This is a genomic window from Corynebacterium sp. HMSC058E07 (genome assembly GCF_001809885.1).
In the GTDB taxonomy this organism is placed as follows: Bacteria; Actinomycetota; Actinomycetes; order Mycobacteriales; family Mycobacteriaceae; genus Corynebacterium; species Corynebacterium macclintockiae.
In genome coordinates, this window is record NZ_KV799275.1 from 218,637 (window position 1) to 240,873 (window position 22,237).

Here is a 22,237-nt window from a genome sequence, read left to right on the forward strand (position 1 = left end):
CAGCAACGCGCCCGTGGCGTATCGTTGTCGTGTGAGCTTTGTATCTGTCCCCGCCGCCGGTACCCCGCCTCTGCGGGACACCCCGGAGCAGATCAAGGAAGCCACCCGCGCTCTCGCCGCGGGAACCGGCCCCATCGCCATCGATACCGAGCGCGCTTCCGCCTACCGCTACAACGACCGCGCCTTCCTCATCCAGCTGCGGCGCCACGGTGCCGGAACCTTCCTCATCGACCCAGAAGCGCAGCCCACGGCCACCGCCCGCATGTCGGAGGTCGTCAATAGCGCCGACTGGATCCTGCACGCCGCACACACGGATCTGCCCTGCCTGATGGCTCTGGGGTGGCAGCCGCAGCGTCTGCATGACACACAGATCGCGGCTCAGATCCTCGGCGCCGAACGCATCGGGCTGTCCGGCCTGCTGGAAGATTTTTTCGGCATCGAAGTACCAAAGGACAAGGGCAACGCCGACTGGTCGCGCCGGCCACTGAATGCAGAAATGCTCAACTACGCGGCCTTGGACGTGGAATGGCTCATCGAGATCCACACGCTCTGCATACGGGAGCTCGCCGAAATGGGTCGCACCGAGTGGTACAGCCAGGAATGCGCCCACGTGCTCGCATCCGCCACTGCCCTGGCCGCCCCCGACTGGACGTCGCTAAAGGGGCTTTCCTCCCTGCGCGAGCCTCTGTCACGCAAGGTCGCCCACGACCTGTGGGAGGCGCGCGATCAACTGGCCCGCCACCGCGATCTATCCCCCGAAACCATCCTGCGCAGCCGCGACATCGTCGCCATCGCCGGTCACGTCGTCGACGATCCGAATGCTGCGCTGAAGCAACTCCGATTTTGTCTGCACCGCTCGCGGGTTCGCCTTGCCCCGCGGGCTCGCAGGCGGTTTACTGAGGTTCTTTCGGACGCCCTCACCTCCGCCCCTTACGACCTCGAACTAGAGCACTACCGTGCGCCCCGGCACTCGTCCCCCGGGATTCCCGACCACAAGATCTGGTCCCAGGAATACCCGCGCGCCGCTGCCTACGCAGATGCAATCCTGTCTGCGGCGGACGACGTCGCCGATAATCTACAGATACGGCTGGATACCATCGTCACCAGGCGAAACCTGCGCAAAGCCGCCTGGGCCTGCTGGCTGGCGGAGGCCAGCCATGCCTACGACGGGGCGGCCGACCCACTGGCCGAATGGGAGGATCTGCTGGGCGCTCAATGGGAAAGCCTGGGGCTGCGTCCGTGGCAGGTAGAGGTCCTCCTCAACGCCACCCTCCCCGCCGTGGCCGGGGTGTATAGCGGGGACTACAGCTTCTGGGCGTAGCCCAGTACGGTGTCCACGACCGTGTCGACGTCCAAGCCGAGCTCCTCCAGCACTTCCCCGCGCGAGGCGTGAGCCAGGAACTTCTGCGGCACGCCCAGGATCCGTACCGGCACGTCAATGCCCGCGGCGGATAGCTCGTATTGCAGGGTGCTGCCGGCACCACCGTGGATGCCGTTGTCTTCGATCGTGACAACCAGATCGAAGTCCTTGGCCAGCTCCAGCAGGTTCTCCGACGTGGGAATGACCCAGTGGGGATCGACGACGGTGGCGGAAAAGTCGGCGTCACAAAGAGCTTGGGCGGCAGCGAGGGCCTGCGCGGCCAGAGCGCCGAAGGAAACAATGAGCACCTTCTTGCCAGAATCGGCACCGTCGCCGCCCTGCTCGAAGAGCACGTCGTAGTCGGCTTCCTCTCGCACCGCAGGAATCGCTGCGGGGGCGTTGCCCTTCGGGAAACGCACCACGGTAGGCGCATCGTCGATGGCCACCGAACGGTCGAGTGCCAGCTCGAGGGTGCGCGCATCACGCGGCGCGGCGACGTGGATGCCCGGCACGATGCCCGTGATCGACATGTCCCACATACCGTTGTGGCTGGCGCCGTCGGAACCGGTGATGCCCGCGCGGTCGAGGACGAGTGTCACACCTAGCTTCAGCAAGGCGACGTCCATCAGCAGCTGGTCGAAGGCGCGGTTCAGGAATGTCGAATACACAGCAACGACGGGGTGCAGACCACCGAGCGCCAAGCCGGCAGCGGAGGTCACCGCATGCTGCTCGGCGATGCCGACGTCGTAAGTACGGCTGGGGTGTACCTTGGCGAAGTCGGCCAGACCCGTAGGGCCAGCCATGGCGGCGGTGATGGCAACTACGTCCTCGCGCTCGTTGGCGATATCGATCAGGCGATTGGAAAACACCTTGGTCCAGCTGATTGCGCCCTCGGTCTTCTTCGCCATCGACTCGCCGGTAATCGGGTCGATCACGCCGGTCGAGTGCATCTGGTCGGCCTCGTCCTGCTCCGCTGGGTCGAAACCCTTGCCCTTCTGCGTCACGGTGTGGACGATAACTGGGCCGCCGTAGTCCTTGGCATAACGCAGGGCGTTTTCCACCTGCTTGAGGTCGTGGCCGTCGACCGGGCCGATGTACTTCAGCCCCAGCTCCGGGAACATCTCGTGCGGGATAACGGTGTGCTTCACGCCCTCCTTGAAGCCGTGAATCACCTGGAAGGCACGGTCGCCGACCCAGCCCATGCGTCCGAGGGCGTTCTTTCCGGTATCCATCACCCGGTCGTACATGGGCTGTAGGCGCAGCGCGGCCAGGTTCTCGGCCAGGCCGCCGATCGTCGGGGAATAAGAGCGCCCGTTGTCGTTGACGACAACAACAAGGCTGCGCTTCTTTGCTGCAGCGATGTTGTTGAGCGCCTCCCAGGTCATACCACCGGTCAGGGCACCATCGCCCACGAGGGCAACGACGTGCCGGTGCACCTGCCCGGTGAGTTCAAACGCCTTGGCCAGACCATCCGCGTAGGACAGAGATGCGGAAGCATGGGAAGATTCAGTCCAGTCGTGCGGGGATTCCGCGCGGTCGGGATAGCCGGACAGGCCATCCTTTTGGCGTAGGGTATCGAAGAGGTCACGGCGACCGGTCAGGATCTTGTGCACATAGGCCTGGTGGCCGGTGTCAAAGATCAGCGGGTCCGACGGCGAATCGAATACCCGGTGCATCGCGATGGTCAGCTCCACTACGCCCAGGTTCGGCCCCAGGTGGCCGCCGGTGGCGGAGACCTTCTGGATCAGAAACTCGCGAATCTCCGCGGCCAGCTGTTCGAGCTGGTCTGCATCCAGTCCCTTTAGGTCAGCGGGCGAGGACACCTTGTCGAGAATTCCCATGTGAAGCTACTCTTCTCCATCCTTTATCGCGCGCCGATGAGTGATTTTCGTTCTATTCTAACGGCGCCCTAGCGAATTGAAAGAATCCGCTGTGAGTCCGCGCTGCTACCTAAGAATCAGCTCGTGAACCAGCTCGACGGCCACGGGTAGGAACTAGATATGCCAATAGCTCTACGTGGTGGTTAAGGCCGAATGCATCCACTACGCACAGCTCCTTGATCGCATAGCCCCGCTGAATCCATACACCCAGGTCACGGGCTGCAGTGGCAGGGTCACATCCGACGTGCACCACGTGGCGCGGCCGTGCCTTAGCGATGTCGATAATTGCTTGCGCACCCGCACCCGTGCGCGGCGGATCCACAACCACGGCGTGGACTTTTCCGCCCCGCGGGAGGCTAGAAACGCTTCGGGCTACATCTCCGTCGACGAACTCAACGTTGTCGATTCCCGCCGCATCCAAGGCCCGCGCCCCGGCTTCACTGGCGCTCCCGGCAACGTCTACGCACACCACGCGGTCGGTTTTACGGGACAGCGCGGCACTGAATACGCCCGCGCCGCCATAGAGGTCCCACGCGACGGAAGCGCGCTGCTTGCCCGCGGTCGGAGATTCAGCCGTTGCCGTTAACCTGCTACCCGGCGCTGGCGGTATGTGCCGCGCGATCCAGCTGGAATAGAACTGCGGTGCAGCGCTGTGAGCCTGCCAGAAGTCCTGTACCTGGCTCTCCCACTGCACATCGAACTCGCGATCCAAGCCCTCGCCATAATGCACTGTGCGGGTGACGGTGGGAAGTGGTCCGCCCGTAAGCGCTTCCGCCTGCGGTCGTCCAGCCGATCCCTGCAGCTGCACCATGCGCCGGGTGCCGTCGTCCCCCACCGCCACGGCGATTTCCGAGTTCGGGGTCAGTCGCCCTGCCTCCTGCAGTTGCTGGATGTCCTGCGCCAAACCGTCCTTCAGTGCGTCACTCCACTGCGCGCATTCGTGCTCCACCGACACAACGTCGTGGGAGCCGCGGGCGCGTTGCCCGACGGTGCCTTGGGCGTCAACGGCCAGGCGCACTCGGGTACGTGAACCCGCGTAAGGTTCCAGGCTCTTCGTGGTCACCTCGATCTGGTTCAACGTCTCGGCGTCGATCTTGCCCACCCGGCGCAGCTGGTCCAGTACGACCTGCTTCTTAAAATCCAGCGCGCCGATAGCGTCCACAAAGTCCAGGTCACAGCAGCCCGCTCCCGCCTTCGCCGCTGGACACAGAGGTTCCACGCGGTGCGGGTGTGGCTGGCCGACCGCTGTCGCCTCACCGGTCCGGAAGCCCTTCTTGGAGTTCGATTTCCGCGCCGGATCCAGCGCAACCGTCACATCATGCTCCCCGGGCAGCCCACCGCGCACAAACACGACTTGCCCGTCTAGCCGACCAATCACGGTGCCGCCGTTGGCTGGCCCCTCCAGGTTGATCACTGCTTCTTCCTTCTTAGTGACGCCCATCCGCTTCCACTTCTTCGTCATTTCCCACGGTGCTGTCGGTCTCCGCCTTCTCGGGTTGATCAGCGTTCTCCGAGTGCCGGCCCTCCGCCTTGTTCGCAGCCTTGACGGCCCAGACGGTGACGGCCACCGCGACAAGAGTCAACGGCCATCCCATGGCAATACGGGTGTAACCCAGCGCGTCGGTTTTGTCGGCCACATAGAGCCACTGCTGAATGCCGAAGCGTGCAAGGAACACCAGTGCCCAGGCAATCGTGGCGATGTTGAATGCCTGCACGGCCCGACGGTTAGTGCGCCAACGCTGGTCGTCGCCATTGATTCCGCGCCAGATCACGCCGACCAGGGGCCAGCGAACAAAGATCGAAATGATGAAGGCGATGCCTGCCACCAGCGAATACCAGATGCCGTAGGCGAAATATCCCTTTGCATCCCCCATGAACCAAGCAATGGCCGCGCACAGCGCGACGGCCATGAAGCCGGATATTGCGGGCTGTAGATTTTCCTTTCGCGCCAGCCGCCACACCAGGATCGCCACCGCCACTGCGAGCGCGGAAATCAAAGCAGGTGTTAGCCCCCATTGACTGTTCACAGGCACGAGGACAAGCACGGGCAGGGTCGACGAAACCAGCCCGGACAGACCACCCATCTGCTCTAGCAGAGTGCCCGGCTCTTCCTTGGTTTGGCTCTGCTTCTGTCCAGATTCCGCCGATTCGGTCGATTCGGCCATTACTGCTGTTCTCCGCCGTTCTGTTCGCCTTCCATCTGCCGCAGCTGTTGCTCCATCTGCTCCTGCAGAGGCGGTGGCATCAACACCGGCAGCGCCTGACCAGCCGGGATCGGATCATTGCCACGCCGGATAAAGGTACGTGCGACGATCTCTCGGGCGATCAAAGCCAGATCCTCGGCCTTGGACTTTTCACCAGCCAACGTCATGCGGAACATCCAGCGCGGGCCGTTGGCGCCGATGATGCGCATCTGCCCCTCACCAGCGACTGCACAGATTTCCTGGCCCCACGGGCCATCCTCCAGGTGCACTTCCAGGCCGTCCTTGGTCATGCCCGCCACGGTCTCGTCGATGGTTTCGGCCCACAGGTCGCCGTTGCGCGGCGCAGCGAAAGCTACGGGTGTCAGGCGACCACTGTCAACCTGCAAGTGAATCATCTGTGGCCCCTCCGGCCCCATCTCCACAGTCACTCCACCGTCATGAGGCACTGGAATCACCATGGAACCCAGGTCGAGGGCAGCGGCGGAGAAGTCCGAGAAGTCGAAGTCCTCGAAGTTCACGGTGTCACCGTCAAAGGGGCCGAAGTCGTTGTCTTCCTGCCCCTGCTCGGCCACCACTTGCTCCATCTCTTCAGCGGGGTTGTTGTCCTTCTTCTTGCGCCCAAACATCATCAAACTCCGATTCTCTGGATTGGCTTACTTCTGTGACTAGCTTCTATGTGTCTTATACGCCGGTCGACCCGTACCCGGACGCGCCACGGACGGTCTCCCCCAGGTCGTCGACGCTGTCTACTTCCTCCACGTCGCACAGGCTCACTTCCTGTACCAACAGCTGCGCGATGCGCTCACCGCGGGCCAGCTCAATCGGCTGCTCGGGATCCAAGTTGATTAGGCATACCTTGATCTCGCCGCGGTAATCTGCATCGATCGTCCCCGGCGCATTCACGATGGAAAGCCCCTTCTTCAATGCAAGCCCACTGCGCGGGTGCACCAACCCCACAGTCCCTACCGGCAGCCCGATGGCAATGCCAGTGCCCACCAGCTCCCGGTGCCCCGGGGCAATGGTCACATCCGTCGCTGCGTAAAGGTCGATGCCCGCATCCGTCGAGTGGGCGCGACGCGGCAAGGGCAGCTCCTTGTCCAACCGGACGATGCGCAGCGGGGCGTCGCTACCACAAGAGCTAGTGCTATCAGTTGCATTCTGCTTAGAGGTCACGATCACCAAGACTAACAAGTCAGCGGGCAAAGTTACGATGTCCAAACGCGGTGGGGCTAGAATTGCTTCACAGCACTAGAAGCAAACAATCAACAGGAGTTTTCAAGTGGCATCGGACAATCAGCAGGAGAAGCTGCTGTATTCGGAGCATCAGCGTGTCCCCCTGGTGTGGTGGCTCTTCGCCGCAGGCGTTGTGGCAATCATTTCCTGGCAGGCACAGATGGGCCGACCGATGTGGGCTTTCTACGTCGCCCTGGTTGTTTCCGGAGCGCTGGCCATCTGGGCACTAATCCACTTCTCCCGCACCAAAGTGCAGGTCACAGAGGATTCCTCCGGTGAGCGCTGGCTCCACGTCGGACCCGCTAAACTGCCCGCGGAAGTGGTCAGCCGGAGCCTGGTTATTCCCCCCACCGCTAAGCGCGCCGCCATGGGGCGCCAGCTGGACCCTGCCGCATATGTCGTGCACAAGGGCTGGATCCCAACGATGGCAATGTTGGTTTTGAACGATCCGGACGATCCCACGCCCTATTGGCTGATTTCCACTAAGGAACCTCAAGAGGTTCTAGAGAAGCTGGGGAGCCCGATCTACTAACTGGTTCTTCTGTAAGGGCTATTAGCGCCGTCCTTACAGCTAAGGGCAGAACTGAGCGCTATGCGCAGTCCTTACAGATGTACTCGCCGTCACTGACGGTCTCCGCAATGCAGCTGCGGTGCTGCACCAGGAAGCAGACGCTGCACGTGAACTCGTCGTTTTGACGCGGGATGACAGAACCCGATAGTTCCTCACCGGACAGATCCGCCATCGGAACGTCGAAGGGTTCAACGATCTCGCCGTCGTCGGTATCAGAGATAGCTGGCTCGGCCTTTTCCGCCGCTTTCAGCCCCTCCAGAGAGTCGGTCTCGATGTCGTCTTCGGAACGTCGCCGGGGTGCGTCGTAGTCAGTCGCCATGTGGGGATCCTTCGTGATGAACTAGCTGAAAATTGCTTAAATTTGCTCGCTGTTCGCGGATCGTAGAGCACCAGTACCGCACTTGTCACTTTCACGCGCGGTAGGGGCGACTATTGGGGTACTTCCCCTCCCCCCGCGCCTAGTCCGCAAGCAACTCAGCGAGCTCAACAGCAACGCCGGGTTTAACGGCCATAACCAGCGCTTTTCCTTCCTTCATCACGGCGTAGTCAGGCGCTGCCACAATCGCCCCCGCCCGCGCTGCAATGAGCGCTCCGGCGGCATGGTCCCACGGCCCCAATCCGTGCTCGAAATACGCATCCACTTCCCCGCTGGCCACGCGGCAGAGGTCCAACGCGGCCGAACCGATGCGACGGATATCACGCACCCGCGGCAGCAGTCGCGTCAGCCGCTCGGCTTGGCGGCGCCGGTCCTCGGCCACGTAGGAGAACCCCGTCGCTACCAAAGCGCGGCCCAGGCTCGCTTCAGTCTGCGCCGGAACGACACGCAGCACTTCTTCGCCACCCTCACCAGCGCTGCCAGCTCCGCTGAGTCGCCGTGCCGGTCCTCCAGCGTGTGCCACGTATGCCTCACCAGCCTTCACATCGACAACCACGCCCGCCATCGGCTGACCATCCACCACCGCGGCAATACTCACCGCATATGCAGGTACGCCGTAGAGGAAGTTCACGGTTCCATCGATCGGATCTACGATCCACAGAACCTCCCCGCCAGCCCCGTCACCTGCACTGTCCCCGTCACTCAGCCCGCTTTCCTCACCAAGTACCCGGGAACCCGGCACTCGCTCCACCAGCTGCTCACGAATCAGCTTCTCACTGGCTTGATCTACCTCCGTGACGGGGTCCACCTCGGAGGTTTTCGTCCCCAGCACGCCAACGTGACCATGCTCGTCGGCCAGTTCGGCGCGGCGGCGTCGAATAAGAGCAGCGGCATTCAGCGCCACCTCGAGGGCTACGACCTCTAGCTGGGCTGGGCTCAGGGTTTCTTTATTTATCGACGCCCGATCCTCCCGCCCCGTGACGGCTTCATCGAAGACGTGAAGCTGCACCTTGCCGGGGCTATCTTTCTGCGTGCTGTTGAGGACGCGTGCTACATCGTGGGCGATGTGGGAACTTTCCATGATCACCACTGTGCCATAATCGCCACCGTAATCACCTCCGACAACTCAGCGGAGTAATGAAGGTTCAAGGTAGGGTTAAGCGCATGACTGAGGATATTTCCAGCCAGGGTGAACAGCACAAGCAGCAGCTGAGTTTCGGTGTAGATATCGGCGGCTCCGGCGTCAAAGGCGCCGTGGTGGACTTAAACACCGGTGAACTGGTCACCGAACGCTTCAAGATCCTCACGCCGAAGCCCTCTACCCCGGATGCGGTGGCAGAGGTCGTACGCAAGCTCATGGACATGGCAGAGTGGAACGGCCCAGTAGGCGTGACAGTCCCGGCCGTTGTGAAGAACCAGCGCGCCCGCACTGCAGCCAATATCGATAAGTCTTGGATCGACACCGACCTGCAAGAGCTGTTCAAGCGCCACCTCGGGGAACGCGAAATCGCAGTGCTGAACGACGCTGACGCAGCCGGCCTGGCAGAGGTTGAGTACGGAGAGGCCAGCGCCAAGGAGGGAGCGGTGCTGATGCTGACCTTCGGCACCGGAATTGGGTCTGCGATGCTGTGCGACGGCCACCTCTTCCCCAACTCCGAGCTGGGGCACCTTCCCTACGACAAGAACGGCGATGTGGAGTGGTACGCAAGTTCCGCGGCCAAGGATCGCGAAGAGCTGTCTTACAAGAAGTGGGCTGCGCGCGTGGACGAGGTTCTGCACGCTTACAGTGCGCTGTTTAGCCCCCAGCGCTACATCGTCGGCGGTGGTATCTCCCGCAAGGCAGACAAGTGGGTGCCTTTGCTGACCGTCGAGCAGGAAGTTATTCCCGCCAAGCTTCGCAACCAGGCAGGCATCATCGGCGCCGCCATGGCCGTGCGGGACGGAATCAAACCATAGAAAGACCGGGGACCCTTGGCACACGTGCCGATTTTTTGAGTTATAATGGGCGGTCGATTCCCAGAATAGGGGTTCGCAGAACCCCCTAGACCAATGGTTGCGGGCGTGCCGTAACCTGGTGCAATCCAATTCCCTACAGGAATGTGGCCACCACATGCGGCCATTCGTTGCACCATGCACTACGAGCGAAAGGGCTTCCGTGGCAGCGAACGACTCGACCACCACCGGCGATGACGCACAGGGTGTTGTGCGTAAGGTAGCAAAAAAGACGGCAGCGAAGAAGACTGCCCGCAAGGTGGCAAAGAAGTCGACGGCCGCGAAGAAGACTGCAGCTAAGAAGGTTGCACCCAAGGCAGCCACGTCGAACGACGTGGATACGACCAATGCGGTTGAGGAGCAGGCGTCCACTCCCGTGAAGAAGGCGGCGAAGAAGACCGCTAAGAAGACGGCGAAGAAGGTCGCAAAGAAGGCTGCCAAGAAGGCCGCGAAAAAGACTGCGAAGAAGACCACCCGCAAGGCCACGAAGAAGGCAACCACCAAGCGGGGAACCAAGGCAGCGAAGGCCGCCGCAGAGGCCGCTGAAGTCGCTGAGGAAACGACGAAGGCGACTGCCGCGCAGGTCGAGGGCAAGGACAACGACGCTGGCGTTGATAACGACGACTTCGACCGCGACCCGGACGACCTCGATGACATCGATAACCTGGACGACGATCTCGACGACCTGGACGATCTCGATGATCTGGACGACGACCTCGACGATGACGATGACTTGGAAGATGACGACCTCGACGATGATCTAGAGGACGACGATCTGAACGAGGACGACGAAGATTCCGATGACGTTGACTCGGATGACGACGAGGAAGAGAAGAACGACGGTAGCTTCGTCTGGGACGAGGATGAATCCGCCGCGCTGCGCCAGGCCCGGAAGGACGCGGAGCTTACCGCCTCTGCGGACTCCGTCCGTGCGTACCTGAAGCAGATCGGCAAGGTAGCCCTGCTGAATGCAGAGCAGGAGGTCTCCCTCGCCAAGCGAATTGAGGCCGGCCTCTACGCCGCCTACCGCCTGCAGGAGATCAAGGAGTCGGGTGAGAAGCTCTCCCCAATGAACCGCCGCGATCTCCGCGAGATCGACCGCGATGGTCGCCGTGCAAAGAATCACCTGTTGGAGGCCAACCTGCGACTGGTGGTTTCCCTTGCGAAGCGCTACACCGGCCGCGGCATGGCCTTCCTGGACCTCATCCAGGAAGGCAACCTGGGTCTGATCCGTGCGGTGGAGAAGTTCGACTACGTCAAGGGCTACAAGTTCTCCACGTACGCCACCTGGTGGATCCGCCAGGCCATCACCCGCGCAATGGCGGACCAGGCTCGCACCATCCGCATTCCGGTACACATGGTGGAGGTCATCAACAAACTGGGCCGCATCCAGCGCGAGCTGCTGCAGGATCTGGGCCGCGAGCCCACCCCCGAAGAGCTGGCCCGCGAAATGGATATCACCGTGGACAAGGTGCTGGAGATCCAGCAGTACGCCCGCGAACCGATCTCCCTGGATCAGACCATCGGCGACGAGGGCGATTCCCAGCTGGGCGACTTCATCGAGGATTCGGAGGCCGTCGTGGCCGTCGATGCGGTTTCGTTCACCCTGCTGCAGGATCAGCTGCAGGACGTCTTGCACACCCTGTCCGAGCGTGAGGCTGGTGTGGTGAAGCTGCGCTTCGGCCTGACCGACGGCATGCCACGCACTTTAGACGAGATCGGCCAGGTCTACGGCGTAACGCGTGAGCGCATCCGCCAGATCGAGTCCAAGACGATGTCGAAGCTGCGCCACCCGTCGCGCTCCCAGGTTCTGCGCGACTACCTGGACTAGTCGAGCTCTCGGCGCCTCGCGGCTACTTGTTCTGGTTGTTCTTCACGCAGTCGGAGAACTCCGTGCCGCGGAGGGTTTCGCACCCCTCGATGCTCTTCATCGCGGCCTGTGTGAAGAAGATCGCCATAGCCATCGAAATCACCGCCAGAACCAAGCCAATGATTGCGTAGCTGCGCTGCGTTCCCCGGCGGTTCGCCCTGATCACAGCAATTATTCCCACCACAATGGCTACCGCAGCCACGACCACGCCAACCAGGGGGAAGATAGCTGCGGGGATCGCCAGTATGCCAACAAGCAGCGCCGCCAAGCTCAACCCGCCGACGGCGCGGGGTTGTATCTTTTGGCGCTCAATCTTCTGTGCATGGGACTTGTCCAGATCGGTGTAATCTTCCCGAGCCACGTGGCCTGCCTTTCAGTGCCCTTTTTTCACAGCCCTATTTCAGGGCTCTAGTGCCTATTGCCTTCGACGACGTACATGCTAATTCCTACCAGTCTCTCAGATAGGCGATGCGATCCCGTAACTGCTGTGCGGTACACAGCGCCGTGGCCGGACCACCGCAGTTTCGCCGGGCATCGTTGTGAATCTGCCCGTGAGGCTTTCCTGTCCGAGCCGACTTCATCGACACTAGCGCATTCAGTTCCTTCCGCAGCGCGGGAATTTCCTCGCTGGCCACACGCTTGTTCCGCAGATCAGCGCCACTGCCTTCGGGCGCGGGGTTCTGCTTCTCCTGCTTGCGGCGCTGTTCCTCTTCCTTCGCCCGGGCATCCAATTGCTCGGCTTGGCGCTGGCGCAACAGCGTACGCATCTGGTCGGCGTCCAAAAGACCGGGAAGGCCAAGGTAGGCCTGCTCCTCGTCCGATCCGCTCAGCGTCGCAGTGCCGTAGGTCGATCCGTCGAAAATCAGACTGTCGAGTTCGGCCTCGGCGCCGACCGACTCATAGCCTTTATCCTCTTCGGGCTCGTTCTTTTCCTGGTTGGCCTGCTGCAGCAGCTCGTCGTCCCAGCCTTCGTTCGGCCGATCTGGCTTGCCGAGCACGTGGTTGCGCTGCTGCTCCATCTTCGACGCCAACTCAAGCAAGACCGACACGCTAGGCAGGAAGATGGACGCCGACTCTCCCGGCCGCCGCGAACGCACGAAACGGCCAATAGCCTGGGCGAAGAACAGTGGTGTGGAGGACGACGTCGCGTACACGCCCACGGCCAGGCGCGGAACGTCCACGCCCTCGGACACCATGCGCACGGCCACCATCCACTCGTCAGTGCTGGCGGAGAACTCCTTGATGCGCTCCGAGGCGCCGGCCTCGTCAGAGAGCACGACTGTGACGGGGGTGTTGCTGATCCGTTCGAGGATCTTCGCGTAGGCGCGGGCTGTCGTCTTGTCGGTGGCGATCACCAACCCGCCCGCGTCCGGGGTTGTCTCCCGCAGCTGCTGCAGACGTGTCTGCGCCGCATTCAGCACTGCGGGAATCCAGTCGCCCTTGGGGTCCAGTGCGGTGCGCCAGGCACGAGCGGTCTGTTCAGCGTTCAGCGGCTCCCCCAGGCGAGCCTCGAACTCCTCACCGGCAGAGTTACGCCACCGCGCCTGCCCGGAATACGCCAGGAACACCACGGGGCGCACCACGCCGTCCTTCAATGCGTCCGCGTAACCGTAGGTGTAGTCGGCGGAGGAAACCAGCGCGCCGTCGGCGCCTTCCACGGCCTCGTAACGCACAAACGGGATCTGCGAATCGTCGGAACGGAACGGCGTACCCGTGAGCGCCAGGCGCCGCTCGACGTGCGCATAGGCCATCCGCACGCCGTCACCCCAGCTCTTCGCGTCGCCGGCATGGTGAATCTCGTCAAGGATCACCAACGTCTTCTTCGCGGTCGCGACCTGGTAGTGCTTGGTGGGCTTCATTCCCACCTGGGCATAGGTCACGCACACTCCGTCGTAGGAGTTGTTGAACGGTGAGGAGTTCGTGAACTCAGCGTCGAGCGCAATCCCCTGCCCCGCTGCGGACTGTGCCCACTGCACCTTCAGGTGCTCTGTGGGCACAACGATGATCAGCCGGTCAACCGTGCGGGTGTCTAACAGCAGCCGCGCGATCGTCAGGGCGAAAGTCGTCTTACCCGCTCCCGGGGTTGCCACCGCCAGGAAGTCCTGCGGGCTGGTCTCGACGTATTTGTTCAGTGCCTCCTGCTGCCATAGGCGGAGGTGCTTCACTTCTTGCGCAGCCCCTTGTAGATCTGCTCGCAATCCGGGCAGACGGGCGACCCCGGCTTCGCCTGCTTGCGCACGGGGAAGGTCTCACCGCACAGTGCCACGACAAGCTTGCCCATCACGGCGGATTCGACGATCTGGTCCTTCTTTACGTAGTGGAAGAACTTCGGTACATCGTCATCCGTCGTCGAGTCTGTGTTGACTTCGGGGCGTTCAATCGTTGTCGTACTTGGGTTACTCACAGTTCACCATCATGCCCCTGAATCTGCCTGTTTTCCAGCCGCGTACTAGCGTGGGTTCCATGGCAGTTGCACGAAAAAGGAAAACGGGAGGTGAATCCCGTTCCAGGCGTGCCTCACAGGTGGAAGTGATCACGGATGCGAAAAGTTCGCCACTGGAAGGCTGGCACCACCGTCGCAGGGTTTATACCGTGCTGCAGATCCTGCGTATCCCTCTGCTCGCTGCGAGTGCAGTGGTGATGCTGGTGACCCATAACGCTGCCCTGGCTGTGGGGGTGGCGGTGATCAGCATTCCGCTGCCGTGGATCGCGGTGCTCTTGGCCAACGAGACTGGCCAGGTCGACGAGACCACCAACAAGGTTTATAAACCCGCCCTCGTCCGCGAACAGCGCCGTGCCCAGCGCGCCGCATTGTCGAGTGAATCGGCCCGGCCGATGATCGAGTCCACCGAATCGGCCCCGCAGGTCATTGATCACCTCGAAGCCCCCGACTCCCCCTCCGACTAGCAAGGATCCCCTATGTCTGCCCATTCTTGTAGCCCTTCTTGTAGTCCCAGTGCAGCTACCGAACAACTGGTTCGTACCCTTATCGCGCGTGGGTATGGCTCTGCCCTGATCCTGGAGGCGCTCGGCGACGAAGGTGTCGCCGCCGTGCAATCTGGTTCGCCCGCGGCGGCGCACTGGCACCTGCAGCGCCGCAATGCTGCGGGCGCGCAGCTGGTCGCCGCCATATATTTACGACGCCCCCAGCCAGCCACCTTCTACCAGGATCTCGTCGGGGCAGATGTGACCTCCGGCTTGGTGGCAGAGCATGCCCTGGTCAGCGCCGACGATCAGCTGCAGCTCAACCTCGACATTCGCCCTGCCCACCATCCTGCGCACGGCAACGCGGAAGTACTGGTGCTGTCCGATCCGGATGCGTCCCTGGACCTCCGCATCCCGGGTTCCGATCACGTCCCCGGCGTCGGCAACGCTCCCCTTTCGCTTCTGAACTCCATTCCCCGACTTCCCGAAGAAGCTAGAGTGTTGGACCTCGGCACGGGCTCCGGTGTGCTTGCGATGGTGTTGGCCGCCAACTACAGCGCAAGCCGCCCAAAAATTTTTGGCAGCGATATCCACGCCCGCGCACTGGCCTACGCCCGCGTCGCCGCGGCGGCGCAAGGCCTGGAAGAGCCCCTAATCAACTGGGTTGAGGGCTCGTGGTTCGAGCCTTTTGCAGGCGAGGAGTTCGACGTCATCGTCGCGAACCCGCCCTTCGTCATCGGTCCGTCTGTGGATCTGGACGCCGCAGAGGGGCACGTGTATCGCGATTCCGGCCTGCCCCTGGACGCCGCCAGCAAACTAGTGGTTGAGAATTCCGTCGCGCACCTTGCCCCCGCCGGCCACGCGCACCTGTTGGCCGGCTGGGCTCTCGAGGATGAGGGCTCTGCCGCGGAGCGCATCCTCAGCTGGCTTCCCGACGAAGGCGCCCGCGCCTGGGTGCTACAGCGCGAGGAGGTGGATATCGCCACCTATGTCACGATTTGGCTGCGGGATGAGAGCATTGATCCGCGCAGCGCAGACGGGCAGCGCCGCACCACCGAGTGGTTGGACTACTTTGCCACCCACGGAATCACCCGCATTGGCCTGGGATGGATTCACATTGAGAAAACTTCAGGCCCCACCGAGCTGACCGTCGAAACGCTGTCCCACGGGCTACCAGCAGGAGCTTTCCTGGGCCAGGAGGTAGCCGAGTGGTTCGCCCGCTCCCGCTGGATCGACGGCTTGGAGGTCCCTGGGCGTTCGGCCCGCGACGCGATAGTGGGATCGCGCTATCAGCTGCGACGTGGCGTCATACTAGAAAAAACAGCAAGCACCACGAACCAGGGCTACGGCGACGAAGAGTTAGCGCTCACCCGAACCGAGGGTCCGGGGTGGACACACCAGATCGATGCGGCGCTGGCGGCGATTCTGGCGGGCCTGAACTGGGAAGGACTGAACCTCGGCGACGTCGCCGAGCTCTATCACGCCGTCAACGGCCAGGAACTGGACCTAGAGGCCGAGCAGCTAGTGGACCAGTTGGTGCCGATTGCGATTGATTTGGTGCGGCACGGGATGATTGTGCCGGAAGACCTGCGGGAAAGGAACGGGAACGAATGAAAGCAGTGGTAAGTACAGTCAGCAGTGCCGAAGTAACAGTCGACGGCGAGGTCGTCGGGGCGGTTCAGGGGCCGGCGCTTTTGGCTCTGGTGGGCATCGGAGTGGACGACGTGACGAATAACGAGTCGGTGGAAAAGATGGCGCGGAAGATCGCAGAGCTGCGCCTTCTCCCCGCAGACGGAGAGGCATGGGACAGGCCACGGAACCACTCCGTGGAGGAAGTCGGCGGGCAGGTGTTGCTGGTAAGCCAGTTCACCCTGATGGGGGAAACGAAAAAGGGCCGCCGACCGTCCTGGGCGAACGCTGCCCCCGGCGAGGCAGCGCAGCCAATCTTCGACCGAATCGCCGAATTGCTACGCAAGCGCGGGATAGTTGTAGAAACAGGTCGATTCGGGGCGATGATGAAGGTCTCCAGCGCCAATGAGGGGCCGTTTACCGTATTGATCGAGACCTAAATCAGCACCCTCATCGAGCGCTAAATAACCTGGTCGGCTAAGATTTTTCTGGCTACGGCGCTGCGCGGGTTCACTCCCTAACCCCTGTGCGGGGGTACACACAGTTCCCTCCTTGTGGGCGTGTGGGGAACAATTCGACGCAGTAGTCCGTTAACCCCTTAGAGCTTCGGCACAAACCCACACATCTTGAACGGCTTGAGCGCTATCGAGCCACAGGAGGAACACCAGCACTATGAGCAACTCCATGTTTGATGACGACATCCAGGCCGTCAGCAACGATCGAGGGATTAACGGCGGTTCCGCCGACGATAGCGATAAAAAAGAGGACAAAGGTCGGCGCCGGGGTAACAACGAAAACCCTTCGGCTGACCTCGTGCGCGTGTACCTCAACGGCATCGGCAAGACTGCCCTGCTGACCGCAGAGGACGAAGTCGAGCTTTCCCAGCGCATCGAGGTAGGCCTGTACGCCGAACACCTGCTGGCAACGGCGGAGAAGCTAACCCGCGCGAAGAAGCGCGACTTGAAGGTGCTGGCTCGCGAGGGCAAGGCAGCGCGCAGCCACCTGCTAGAGGCCAACCTGCGACTCGTCGTTTCCCTGGCCAAGCGCTACACCGGCCGCGGAATGCCCCTGTTGGATCTGATCCAGGAGGGCAACCTGGGACTGATCCGCGCGATGGAGAAGTTCGACTACACCAAGGGCTTTAAGTTCTCTACCTACGCCACCTGGTGGATCCGCCAGGCCATCACCCGTGGCATGGCCGACCAGTCCCGCACGATTCGCCTGCCCGTCCACCTGGTGGAGCAGGTCAACAAGCTGTCCCGCATCAAGCGCGAGATGTACCAGCAGCTGGGGCGCGAGGCCACCAACGAGGAGCTGTCAGAAGAGTCCGGCATTGAGGAATCGAAGATTGAGATGCTGCTGAAGCAATCCCGCGATCCGGTGAGCTTGGACATGCCAGTCGGTAGCGATGAAGAAGCTCCCCTGGGTGACTTCATCGAGGATTCCGAGGCAACCGACGCAGAGACCGCAGTTGTGGCTTCCCTGCGCCACTCCGATGTGCGCGCAGTGCTGGGCACTCTGGAGGAGCGTGAGCAGGACGTCATCAAGCTACGTTATGGCCTGGACGATGGCATGCCCCGCACGCTGGATCAGATTGGTCGCCGCTTCGGGCTGTCCCGCGAGCGGGTTCGCCAGATTGAGCGCGAAGTGATGGCCAAGCTGCGCGAGGGCGACCGCGCGAACAAGCTGCGCGAATACGCAGTCTAAGCTCGAACTTAAGCTTCTGCCCCAAGCCCCGTCAGTCGGGGCTATAATCGGTCGAAGTCAATCAGTATAGAAAGGGCGTAGCGCTGGTGAGGGATCTCGTCGATACCACTGAGATGTATCTCCGAACGATTTACGAGTTGGAGGAAGAAGGTATTCCTCCGCTGCGCGCCCGCATCGCCGAGCGGCTGGATCAGTCCGGCCCTACCGTGAGCCAGACGGTTGCGCGCATGGAGCGCGATAATCTGCTGACCGTTGAAAAAGATCGTTCCCTGAAGCTCAGCGCACAGGGGCGTGAACTTGCTACCGCCGTCATGCGTAAGCACCGCCTGGCCGAGCGCCTGCTGACGGACGTTATTGGACTGCCCTGGGAGAAGGTGCACGACGAAGCCTGTCGCTGGGAGCACGTCATGGGCGACGAAGTCGAAGTGCAGCTAGTCAAGGTTCTAAGCGAATACTCCACCTCCCCATTCGGCAACCCGATCCCCGGACTTGACGAGCTGATGGATAGCGTCCCGGAGGCCGAACGTGCCGACATGCGAGACAAGATCCGCACGCTGCAGGAAGGCTCCTCGCAGCGCGCCTCTGACCTCGATCCGGCAGAGCCCATCACGGTCAAGATCCTGAGTATCAACGAAATCGTTCAGGTCGAGCACAAGTTGATGGCGAAGTTCCACGCGCTGGACATGCGACCCGGCAGCGTCGTCACCTTGGTCGCTACCGAGGACGGCCTGGAGTTCGGCAACGACAACGGCACCATGGTCGTGCCGGAAGAACTATCCCACGCCGTGCGGGTAAAGGAGACCAACTAGTCAGTGCGGTAGCGTTGGACGTGTGAACAATATCGATCTTTCCACCTCCGTCCTACCGCCTTCCTCCCACATCGTGGTCACCGGCGGTGCCGGCTACGTCGGCAGTGTCTGCGCCACCGTACTTCTCGAACACGGCTTCCGTGTGACCGTCGTCGACGATCTAACCACCGGCAACGGGTACGCAGTTCCGGACGGCGCGAACTTCGTTGAGGGCGATATCCGCGATGTAATCTCCGACGTCTTCGCCGCCGGGGATGTCGCTGCAGTAATGCACTTCGCCGCCCGCTCGCTGGTCGGCGAATCGGTGGAGAAGCCGGATATCTACTGGCACAACAACGTAGGAACTAGCCTTTACCTGCTGGGTCAGATGCACGAGCATGGGGTGAAGAACCTTGTGTTCTCCTCCACTGCCGCCACCTATGGCGAGCCGGAGCAGGTGCCCATCACCGAGGACATGCCAACCGCGCCAACCAATCCTTATGGCGCCTCCAAGTTGGCAATCGACCACATGATCACCTCCTACGCAAAGGCCTATGGTCTGGGTGCCACGTCCCTGCGCTACTTCAACGTAGCCGGCGCCTACGGCACTATCGGTGAGAACCACAAGGTGGAAACGCACCTGATTCCGCTGGTTTTGCAGGTCGCGCTCGGCCACCGCGAACACATCTCTATCTTCGGCACCGATTACGCCACCGCCGATGGAACTGCAGTGCGCGATTACATCCACATCCGCGATCTCGCGGACGCGCACCTCCTGGCAGCAGCTTCCAATGCCTCCGGCACCCACCGCATCTTCAACCTGGGTTCCGGCGACGGATTTAGCGTGCGCGAGGTCATCGAAACCTGCCGAGAGGTCACGGGCCATCCGATCCCAGCGATCGAATCCCCCCGTCGCGCTGGCGACCCGGCCACTCTTATCGCTTCCTCTGCGAAGGCGAAGTCAGAGTTGGGGTGGAACCCCACCCGCTCCGACCTGCACACCATCATCTCCGACGCGTGGGCCTTCAGCGGACAACTGGGTGATAGGTTGCATTCCGCACAGCGTTAATCGCATCCCAATCCACCGTCTGGAGTAGTCGCTCGTACTCCCAAGCTATGTCGAGTCCGGCGTACTCGCGGACGGTGACATATGAATGCTCCCCTTCAGAAGCTTCATTTTCGCTGGCTTCTTCGCTGCCATCTTCGGCCGCGTCCAGATCCATCTGCACATTCGCCATCACGGTGCAGGCCGCGCGCACGGCCTTGGCTAGCAGTAGCTTGATCATTCCACGCTGGTGGGCATCCAACGCTGCGATCGCGATATCCACGGTGAAGCTGTCCATGTCGGAAAGCTGCAGTTCGCCGTCGAAGGAGGCTTCATTCTCTACCCTCTGAAGCACATCCTCCGGTGCATCGGCGAGGCTATCCGTCTCCTCGTCATCGATCCACGGCGCCTGCCCCAGATTATCCAGCATGTGGCAGGCATCCTCCGCGCGGAGATCCGCCTGCAGCTCCTCTAGCAGGCGATTCAAGGTGTGATAGGCCAACACTCCCTCGTCGTTTGCAGAGGCCACAAGAGCCAGGATCAGCATCACTCGCCGGCGCACAGCTCCTGTCGTCCGACGGGCCGTGCTGGCCAGCATCTCCCGCAAAATCGCGCTGTTCGCGCCCAACGACCAAGCGATGACCAGCGTGTGCAGCAATTCGTCACTGCAGACGGCGGCCAAGCTATCCACCAAGTATTCGTGCTCGCACTCTTCCTCTAGCACCCGCGTGCCGTTGGCTACGGAGGCGACTGATATCAGCACTTGGATCAGATCCACCGTCGAGGCCTCCCCACGATCCTCGATGATCCAGTCGGGTTCCAGGAGGTTCGCCGGATCCAGCCACTGTTCCATCTCTTCCCTGCCACGCATCTTGCGTGCTCCGCTTAAGGCACTGATGTCGGCCAGCTCATTGGTCTCTACGCTATCCACCGTGCCCTTTTCCCCGTCCAGCAGGTCGGTCCACTCCTCCCCCGTGGCGATACGCCGAACGATCAGGGCGGATTGCAGCTCCACGCAGTCGCGCTGGAGTTGGTTCGTGGCGGTTGCCATACAGGTCCCCAGGCAGTCGTCATTGTTTCCGATCGCGAGGATGATGGCCTCTGCCGCTGGGGCGTCACAAAGAATTCGAGAGAGACCGCGCACCGCTTCGTCGACGGCAACGGGGTGTAGATCGCAACGCAGGACCGGACCAATGCGGAAGCGACGATGCCCCTCCGCCAGCGAATCCGTGTCGGCGGACGCGACAAGACCAATGAGAACCATGGAATCGACGGGCGGGAATCCCAGCAGCGAGGGGATCGCGGCGATGAGCTTCCCCTTATCTGCGCCGAGGTGAACCGAAGGGGTGGGAATAGATTGTGTGCTGCGCTGGTTGTCTTCTGGTGAGTTGTTCATGCCACAGATAGTCGCCGAGGGAAGAGTTTTTCGCCGACGCGCGGGAGAACTTCGGCATGGAAGCCCCAGGGGCCTGTGGATAACTCACAACTGTGAATAAACGTGTCCGAAGCGCCTGATAGGCTAGGCAGACGGTGCTTGGTTGGACACAGGTTCCGCCGGAAGGGAGAGCGAAACTATGCATGAGCACTTCGAAAACAACGACCGCACAGAGCAGCAGTCGACGGGACGGATGTACGAGCTAGAATACCCAGCTCCGATCCAATTCGATCGACAGTCTATCGCCGACGAACCAGCTGTGCTGGGTGAAGGCACGTCTGGCGATGGCGCGCCCAGCGAAGAGCTGCCGATGCTCGTAGCCCTGCAGGGCTACGCGGATGCGGGGCAAGCTGTGTCCAGCGCCAGCTCTCACCTCCTTGCCGCCCTCGAGCACAGCCCCGTGGCCTCGTTCAAGATTGACGAGCTGATCGACTACCGTTCCCGGCGCCCCGGCGTGACGATCGATAATTCCAAGGTCGTGGACAGCGAGGACATTCGTCTTGACCTGCACCTTGTGAAGGATACGCAGGGTCGCCCGTTCTTGCTGCTGAGCGGTCTGGAACCAGATCTGAAGTGGGGTGCTTTTAGTGACGCCGTCGTGGATCTGGCCCGCCGTGGTCAGGTAGGCATGGTGGCCTCCCTGTATTCCGCGCCGATGACGGTTCCGCACACTCGTAGCCTGGTGATCTCTGCGCACGCTTCGGAGGCGTCGCTGATCCGGGATTACCACACCTGGGATTCCCGCATGATTGTCCCCGGTGCGGCGGCGCTGGAGACCGAGAAGAAGCTGAACCGGCATGGCTTTGAGACCATCGGTTTCACGGCCCACGTTCCGCATTACATCGCGGCCTCCGACTACCCAGAGGCAACCCTGCGACTGCTGCAGGCTTTCGGCGAAGTTGCCAACCGCGAACTGCCGTTGAAGGCGCTGGAGGGCGAGCTGGAGCGGGTTCAGCGCCAGCTGCAGGACCAGGTCGACGATTCGCAGGAGATTGCGACGGTCGTCAGCGCACTGGAGCAGCAGTACGACGCGGAAATGGAGCGGATGCGCCGCAAGCGGGAAAACAATCTGCTGCAGCCCGGCCAGGATATCCCCACTGGCGAAGAGCTAGGGGCGGAATTCGAGGCCTTCCTACAGAACATGTCGGACGAGGGCGGCAGCGATGGCGGCTCCGCTGGCACCGACGGCCCGGAAGAAAACAAGTAGAGGAAAAGTAGACGA

22 protein-coding genes are annotated in these 22,237 nt (G+C 62.0%); 11 read left to right on the forward strand and 11 right to left on the reverse strand.

All coding sequences use genetic code 11. The annotated features are described in order from the left end of the window. The first annotated feature begins 31 nt into the window (after nt 1-31). A complete protein-coding gene (locus tag HMPREF2678_RS06450; RefSeq protein ID WP_034982013.1) occupies nt 32-1,321 on the forward strand; it encodes a ribonuclease D in 1,290 nt (429 codons plus the stop codon). Here HMPREF2678_RS06450 and dxs read toward each other — a convergent pair. The 5 genes from dxs to dut all read right to left on the reverse strand — a co-directional run bounded on the left by dxs (nt 1,303) and on the right by dut (nt 6,617). Further along, a complete protein-coding gene (gene dxs / locus HMPREF2678_RS06455; RefSeq protein WP_070551445.1) occupies nt 1,303-3,201 on the reverse strand; it encodes a 1-deoxy-D-xylulose-5-phosphate synthase in 1,899 nt (632 codons plus the stop codon). The two genes, HMPREF2678_RS06450 and dxs, sit on opposite strands and share 19 nt — an antisense overlap. Before the next feature lie 109 nt (nt 3,202-3,310). Further along, complete coding sequence (locus HMPREF2678_RS06460) at nt 3,311-4,702, reverse strand: class I SAM-dependent RNA methyltransferase (RefSeq protein ID WP_246817901.1); 1,392 nt, start codon at nt 4,700-4,702, stop codon at nt 3,311-3,313. Next, a complete protein-coding gene (locus HMPREF2678_RS06465) occupies nt 4,668-5,405 on the reverse strand; it encodes a DUF3159 domain-containing protein (RefSeq protein ID WP_070551447.1) in 738 nt (245 codons plus the stop codon). The genes HMPREF2678_RS06460 and HMPREF2678_RS06465 overlap by 35 nt, the downstream gene beginning before the upstream one ends. Further along, nucleotides 5,405-6,073 carry a DUF3710 domain-containing protein gene (locus HMPREF2678_RS06470; RefSeq protein ID WP_237744185.1) on the reverse strand — a complete coding sequence of 223 codons (669 nt, stop codon included), beginning with the start codon at nt 6,071-6,073 and terminating at the stop codon, nt 5,405-5,407. Before HMPREF2678_RS06470 ends, HMPREF2678_RS06465 begins: the two co-directional genes overlap by 1 nt. 52 nt (nt 6,074-6,125) lie before the next feature. After that, complete coding sequence (gene dut / locus HMPREF2678_RS06475; protein ID WP_070551762.1) at nt 6,126-6,617, reverse strand: dUTP diphosphatase; 492 nt, start codon at nt 6,615-6,617, stop codon at nt 6,126-6,128. Between the two features lie 106 nt (nt 6,618-6,723). Here dut and HMPREF2678_RS06480 point away from each other — a divergent pair, with 106 nt between their 5' ends. Beyond that, nucleotides 6,724-7,209, forward strand: coding sequence for a DUF3093 domain-containing protein (locus tag HMPREF2678_RS06480; protein ID WP_034970694.1), 486 nt, complete (start codon nt 6,724-6,726; stop codon nt 7,207-7,209). A gap of 58 nt (nt 7,210-7,267) precedes the next feature. Here the strand turns inward: HMPREF2678_RS06480 and HMPREF2678_RS06485 are convergent, their stop codons facing one another. After that, entirely contained in the window at nt 7,268-7,567 is a 300-nt protein-coding gene (locus HMPREF2678_RS06485; protein ID WP_034970692.1) for a DUF4193 domain-containing protein, read from the reverse strand. Nucleotides 7,568-7,706: 139 nt separating this feature from the next. Beyond that, complete coding sequence (locus HMPREF2678_RS06490) at nt 7,707-8,705, reverse strand: inositol monophosphatase family protein (protein ID WP_083303440.1); 999 nt, start codon at nt 8,703-8,705, stop codon at nt 7,707-7,709. Nucleotides 8,706-8,788: 83 nt separating this feature from the next. Between HMPREF2678_RS06490 and ppgK the strand changes: the two genes are divergently transcribed. Together ppgK and HMPREF2678_RS06500 are read left to right on the forward strand one after the other, a co-directional pair. Further along, nucleotides 8,789-9,580, forward strand: a complete 792-nt coding sequence (gene ppgK, locus HMPREF2678_RS06495; RefSeq protein WP_051879474.1) for a polyphosphate--glucose phosphotransferase — start codon at nt 8,789-8,791, stop codon at nt 9,578-9,580. Between the two features lie 199 nt (nt 9,581-9,779). Beyond that, nucleotides 9,780-11,447: an RNA polymerase sigma factor gene (locus HMPREF2678_RS06500; RefSeq protein WP_035002332.1), complete on the forward strand. Its 1,668-nt coding sequence runs from the start codon at nt 9,780-9,782 to the stop codon at nt 11,445-11,447. 22 nt (nt 11,448-11,469) lie between these two features. Here the strand turns inward: HMPREF2678_RS06500 and HMPREF2678_RS06505 are convergent, their stop codons facing one another. From HMPREF2678_RS06505 to HMPREF2678_RS06515, 3 genes are all read right to left on the reverse strand, one after another. Continuing rightward, nucleotides 11,470-11,847 (reverse strand): hypothetical protein, encoded by a 378-nt coding sequence (locus HMPREF2678_RS06505; RefSeq protein ID WP_034991690.1) that lies wholly within the window; start codon nt 11,845-11,847, stop codon nt 11,470-11,472. An 85-nt stretch (nt 11,848-11,932) separates the two neighbouring features. Then, complete coding sequence (locus HMPREF2678_RS06510; RefSeq protein WP_034970686.1) at nt 11,933-13,651, reverse strand: DEAD/DEAH box helicase; 1,719 nt, start codon at nt 13,649-13,651, stop codon at nt 11,933-11,935. Next, entirely contained in the window at nt 13,648-13,890 is a 243-nt protein-coding gene (locus tag HMPREF2678_RS06515) for a DUF3039 domain-containing protein (protein WP_034970683.1), read from the reverse strand. Before HMPREF2678_RS06515 ends, HMPREF2678_RS06510 begins: the two co-directional genes overlap by 4 nt. A 59-nt stretch (nt 13,891-13,949) precedes the next feature. On the opposite strand from HMPREF2678_RS06515, the gene HMPREF2678_RS06520 reads away from it, so the two are divergent. From HMPREF2678_RS06520 to galE, 6 genes are all read left to right on the forward strand, one after another. Beyond that, complete coding sequence (locus tag HMPREF2678_RS06520) at nt 13,950-14,393, forward strand: DUF3099 domain-containing protein (RefSeq protein ID WP_237744186.1); 444 nt, start codon at nt 13,950-13,952, stop codon at nt 14,391-14,393. 12 nt (nt 14,394-14,405) lie between these two features. Next, the gene (locus HMPREF2678_RS06525) at nt 14,406-16,025 is read left to right on the forward strand and encodes a DUF7782 domain-containing protein (RefSeq protein ID WP_070551450.1); all 1,620 of its coding nucleotides are present in this window, start codon (nt 14,406-14,408) and stop codon (nt 16,023-16,025) included. Further along, nucleotides 16,022-16,480 (forward strand): D-aminoacyl-tRNA deacylase, encoded by a 459-nt coding sequence (gene dtd / locus HMPREF2678_RS06530; RefSeq protein WP_034970677.1) that lies wholly within the window; start codon nt 16,022-16,024, stop codon nt 16,478-16,480. Before HMPREF2678_RS06525 ends, dtd begins: the two co-directional genes overlap by 4 nt. A 232-nt stretch (nt 16,481-16,712) precedes the next feature. Continuing rightward, on the forward strand, nt 16,713-17,747 hold the full coding sequence (locus HMPREF2678_RS06535; protein ID WP_370546972.1) for a sigma-70 family RNA polymerase sigma factor: 1,035 nt from the start codon (nt 16,713-16,715) through the stop codon (nt 17,745-17,747). An 86-nt stretch (nt 17,748-17,833) separates the two neighbouring features. After that, a complete protein-coding gene (locus HMPREF2678_RS06540) occupies nt 17,834-18,556 on the forward strand; it encodes a metal-dependent transcriptional regulator (protein WP_034970675.1) in 723 nt (240 codons plus the stop codon). A 22-nt stretch (nt 18,557-18,578) separates the two neighbouring features. Continuing rightward, nucleotides 18,579-19,604 carry a UDP-glucose 4-epimerase GalE gene (gene galE, locus HMPREF2678_RS06545; RefSeq protein ID WP_083303430.1) on the forward strand — a complete coding sequence of 342 codons (1,026 nt, stop codon included), beginning with the start codon at nt 18,579-18,581 and terminating at the stop codon, nt 19,602-19,604. Here the strand turns inward: galE and HMPREF2678_RS06550 are convergent. Then, nucleotides 19,561-20,976 (reverse strand): DUF4192 family protein, encoded by a 1,416-nt coding sequence (locus HMPREF2678_RS06550; protein WP_246817902.1) that lies wholly within the window; start codon nt 20,974-20,976, stop codon nt 19,561-19,563. The two genes, galE and HMPREF2678_RS06550, sit on opposite strands and share 44 nt — an antisense overlap. A 178-nt stretch (nt 20,977-21,154) precedes the next feature. Between HMPREF2678_RS06550 and HMPREF2678_RS06555 the strand changes: the two genes are divergently transcribed. Next, the gene (locus HMPREF2678_RS06555) at nt 21,155-22,222 is read left to right on the forward strand and encodes a PAC2 family protein (protein WP_034970674.1); all 1,068 of its coding nucleotides are present in this window, start codon (nt 21,155-21,157) and stop codon (nt 22,220-22,222) included. Nucleotides 22,223-22,237 lie beyond the last annotated feature (15 nt).

Coding starts and splice junctions, on each gene's coding strand:
- HMPREF2678_RS06485 (WP_034970692.1), bottom strand. CDS start 7,567: ATGGCGACTGACTACGACGCACCCCGGCGACGTTCCGAAGACGACATC.
- ppgK (WP_051879474.1), top strand. CDS start 8,789: ATGACTGAGGATATTTCCAGCCAGGGTGAACAGCACAAGCAGCAGCTG.
- HMPREF2678_RS06525 (WP_070551450.1), top strand. CDS start 14,406: ATGTCTGCCCATTCTTGTAGCCCTTCTTGTAGTCCCAGTGCAGCTACC.
- HMPREF2678_RS06470 (WP_237744185.1), bottom strand. CDS start 6,073: ATGATGTTTGGGCGCAAGAAGAAGGACAACAACCCCGCTGAAGAGATG.
- HMPREF2678_RS06550 (WP_246817902.1), bottom strand. CDS start 20,976: ATGAACAACTCACCAGAAGACAACCAGCGCAGCACACAATCTATTCCC.
- HMPREF2678_RS06555 (WP_034970674.1), top strand. CDS start 21,155: ATGCATGAGCACTTCGAAAACAACGACCGCACAGAGCAGCAGTCGACG.
- HMPREF2678_RS06520 (WP_237744186.1), top strand. CDS start 13,950: ATGGCAGTTGCACGAAAAAGGAAAACGGGAGGTGAATCCCGTTCCAGG.
- HMPREF2678_RS06535 (WP_370546972.1), top strand. CDS start 16,713: ATGAGCAACTCCATGTTTGATGACGACATCCAGGCCGTCAGCAACGAT.
- HMPREF2678_RS06460 (WP_246817901.1), bottom strand. CDS start 4,702: ATGACGAAGAAGTGGAAGCGGATGGGCGTCACTAAGAAGGAAGAAGCA.
- HMPREF2678_RS06490 (WP_083303440.1), bottom strand. CDS start 8,705: ATGGAAAGTTCCCACATCGCCCACGATGTAGCACGCGTCCTCAACAGC.
- dtd (WP_034970677.1), top strand. CDS start 16,022: ATGAAAGCAGTGGTAAGTACAGTCAGCAGTGCCGAAGTAACAGTCGAC.
- HMPREF2678_RS06465 (WP_070551447.1), bottom strand. CDS start 5,405: ATGGCCGAATCGACCGAATCGGCGGAATCTGGACAGAAGCAGAGCCAA.
- dxs (WP_070551445.1), bottom strand. CDS start 3,201: ATGGGAATTCTCGACAAGGTGTCCTCGCCCGCTGACCTAAAGGGACTG.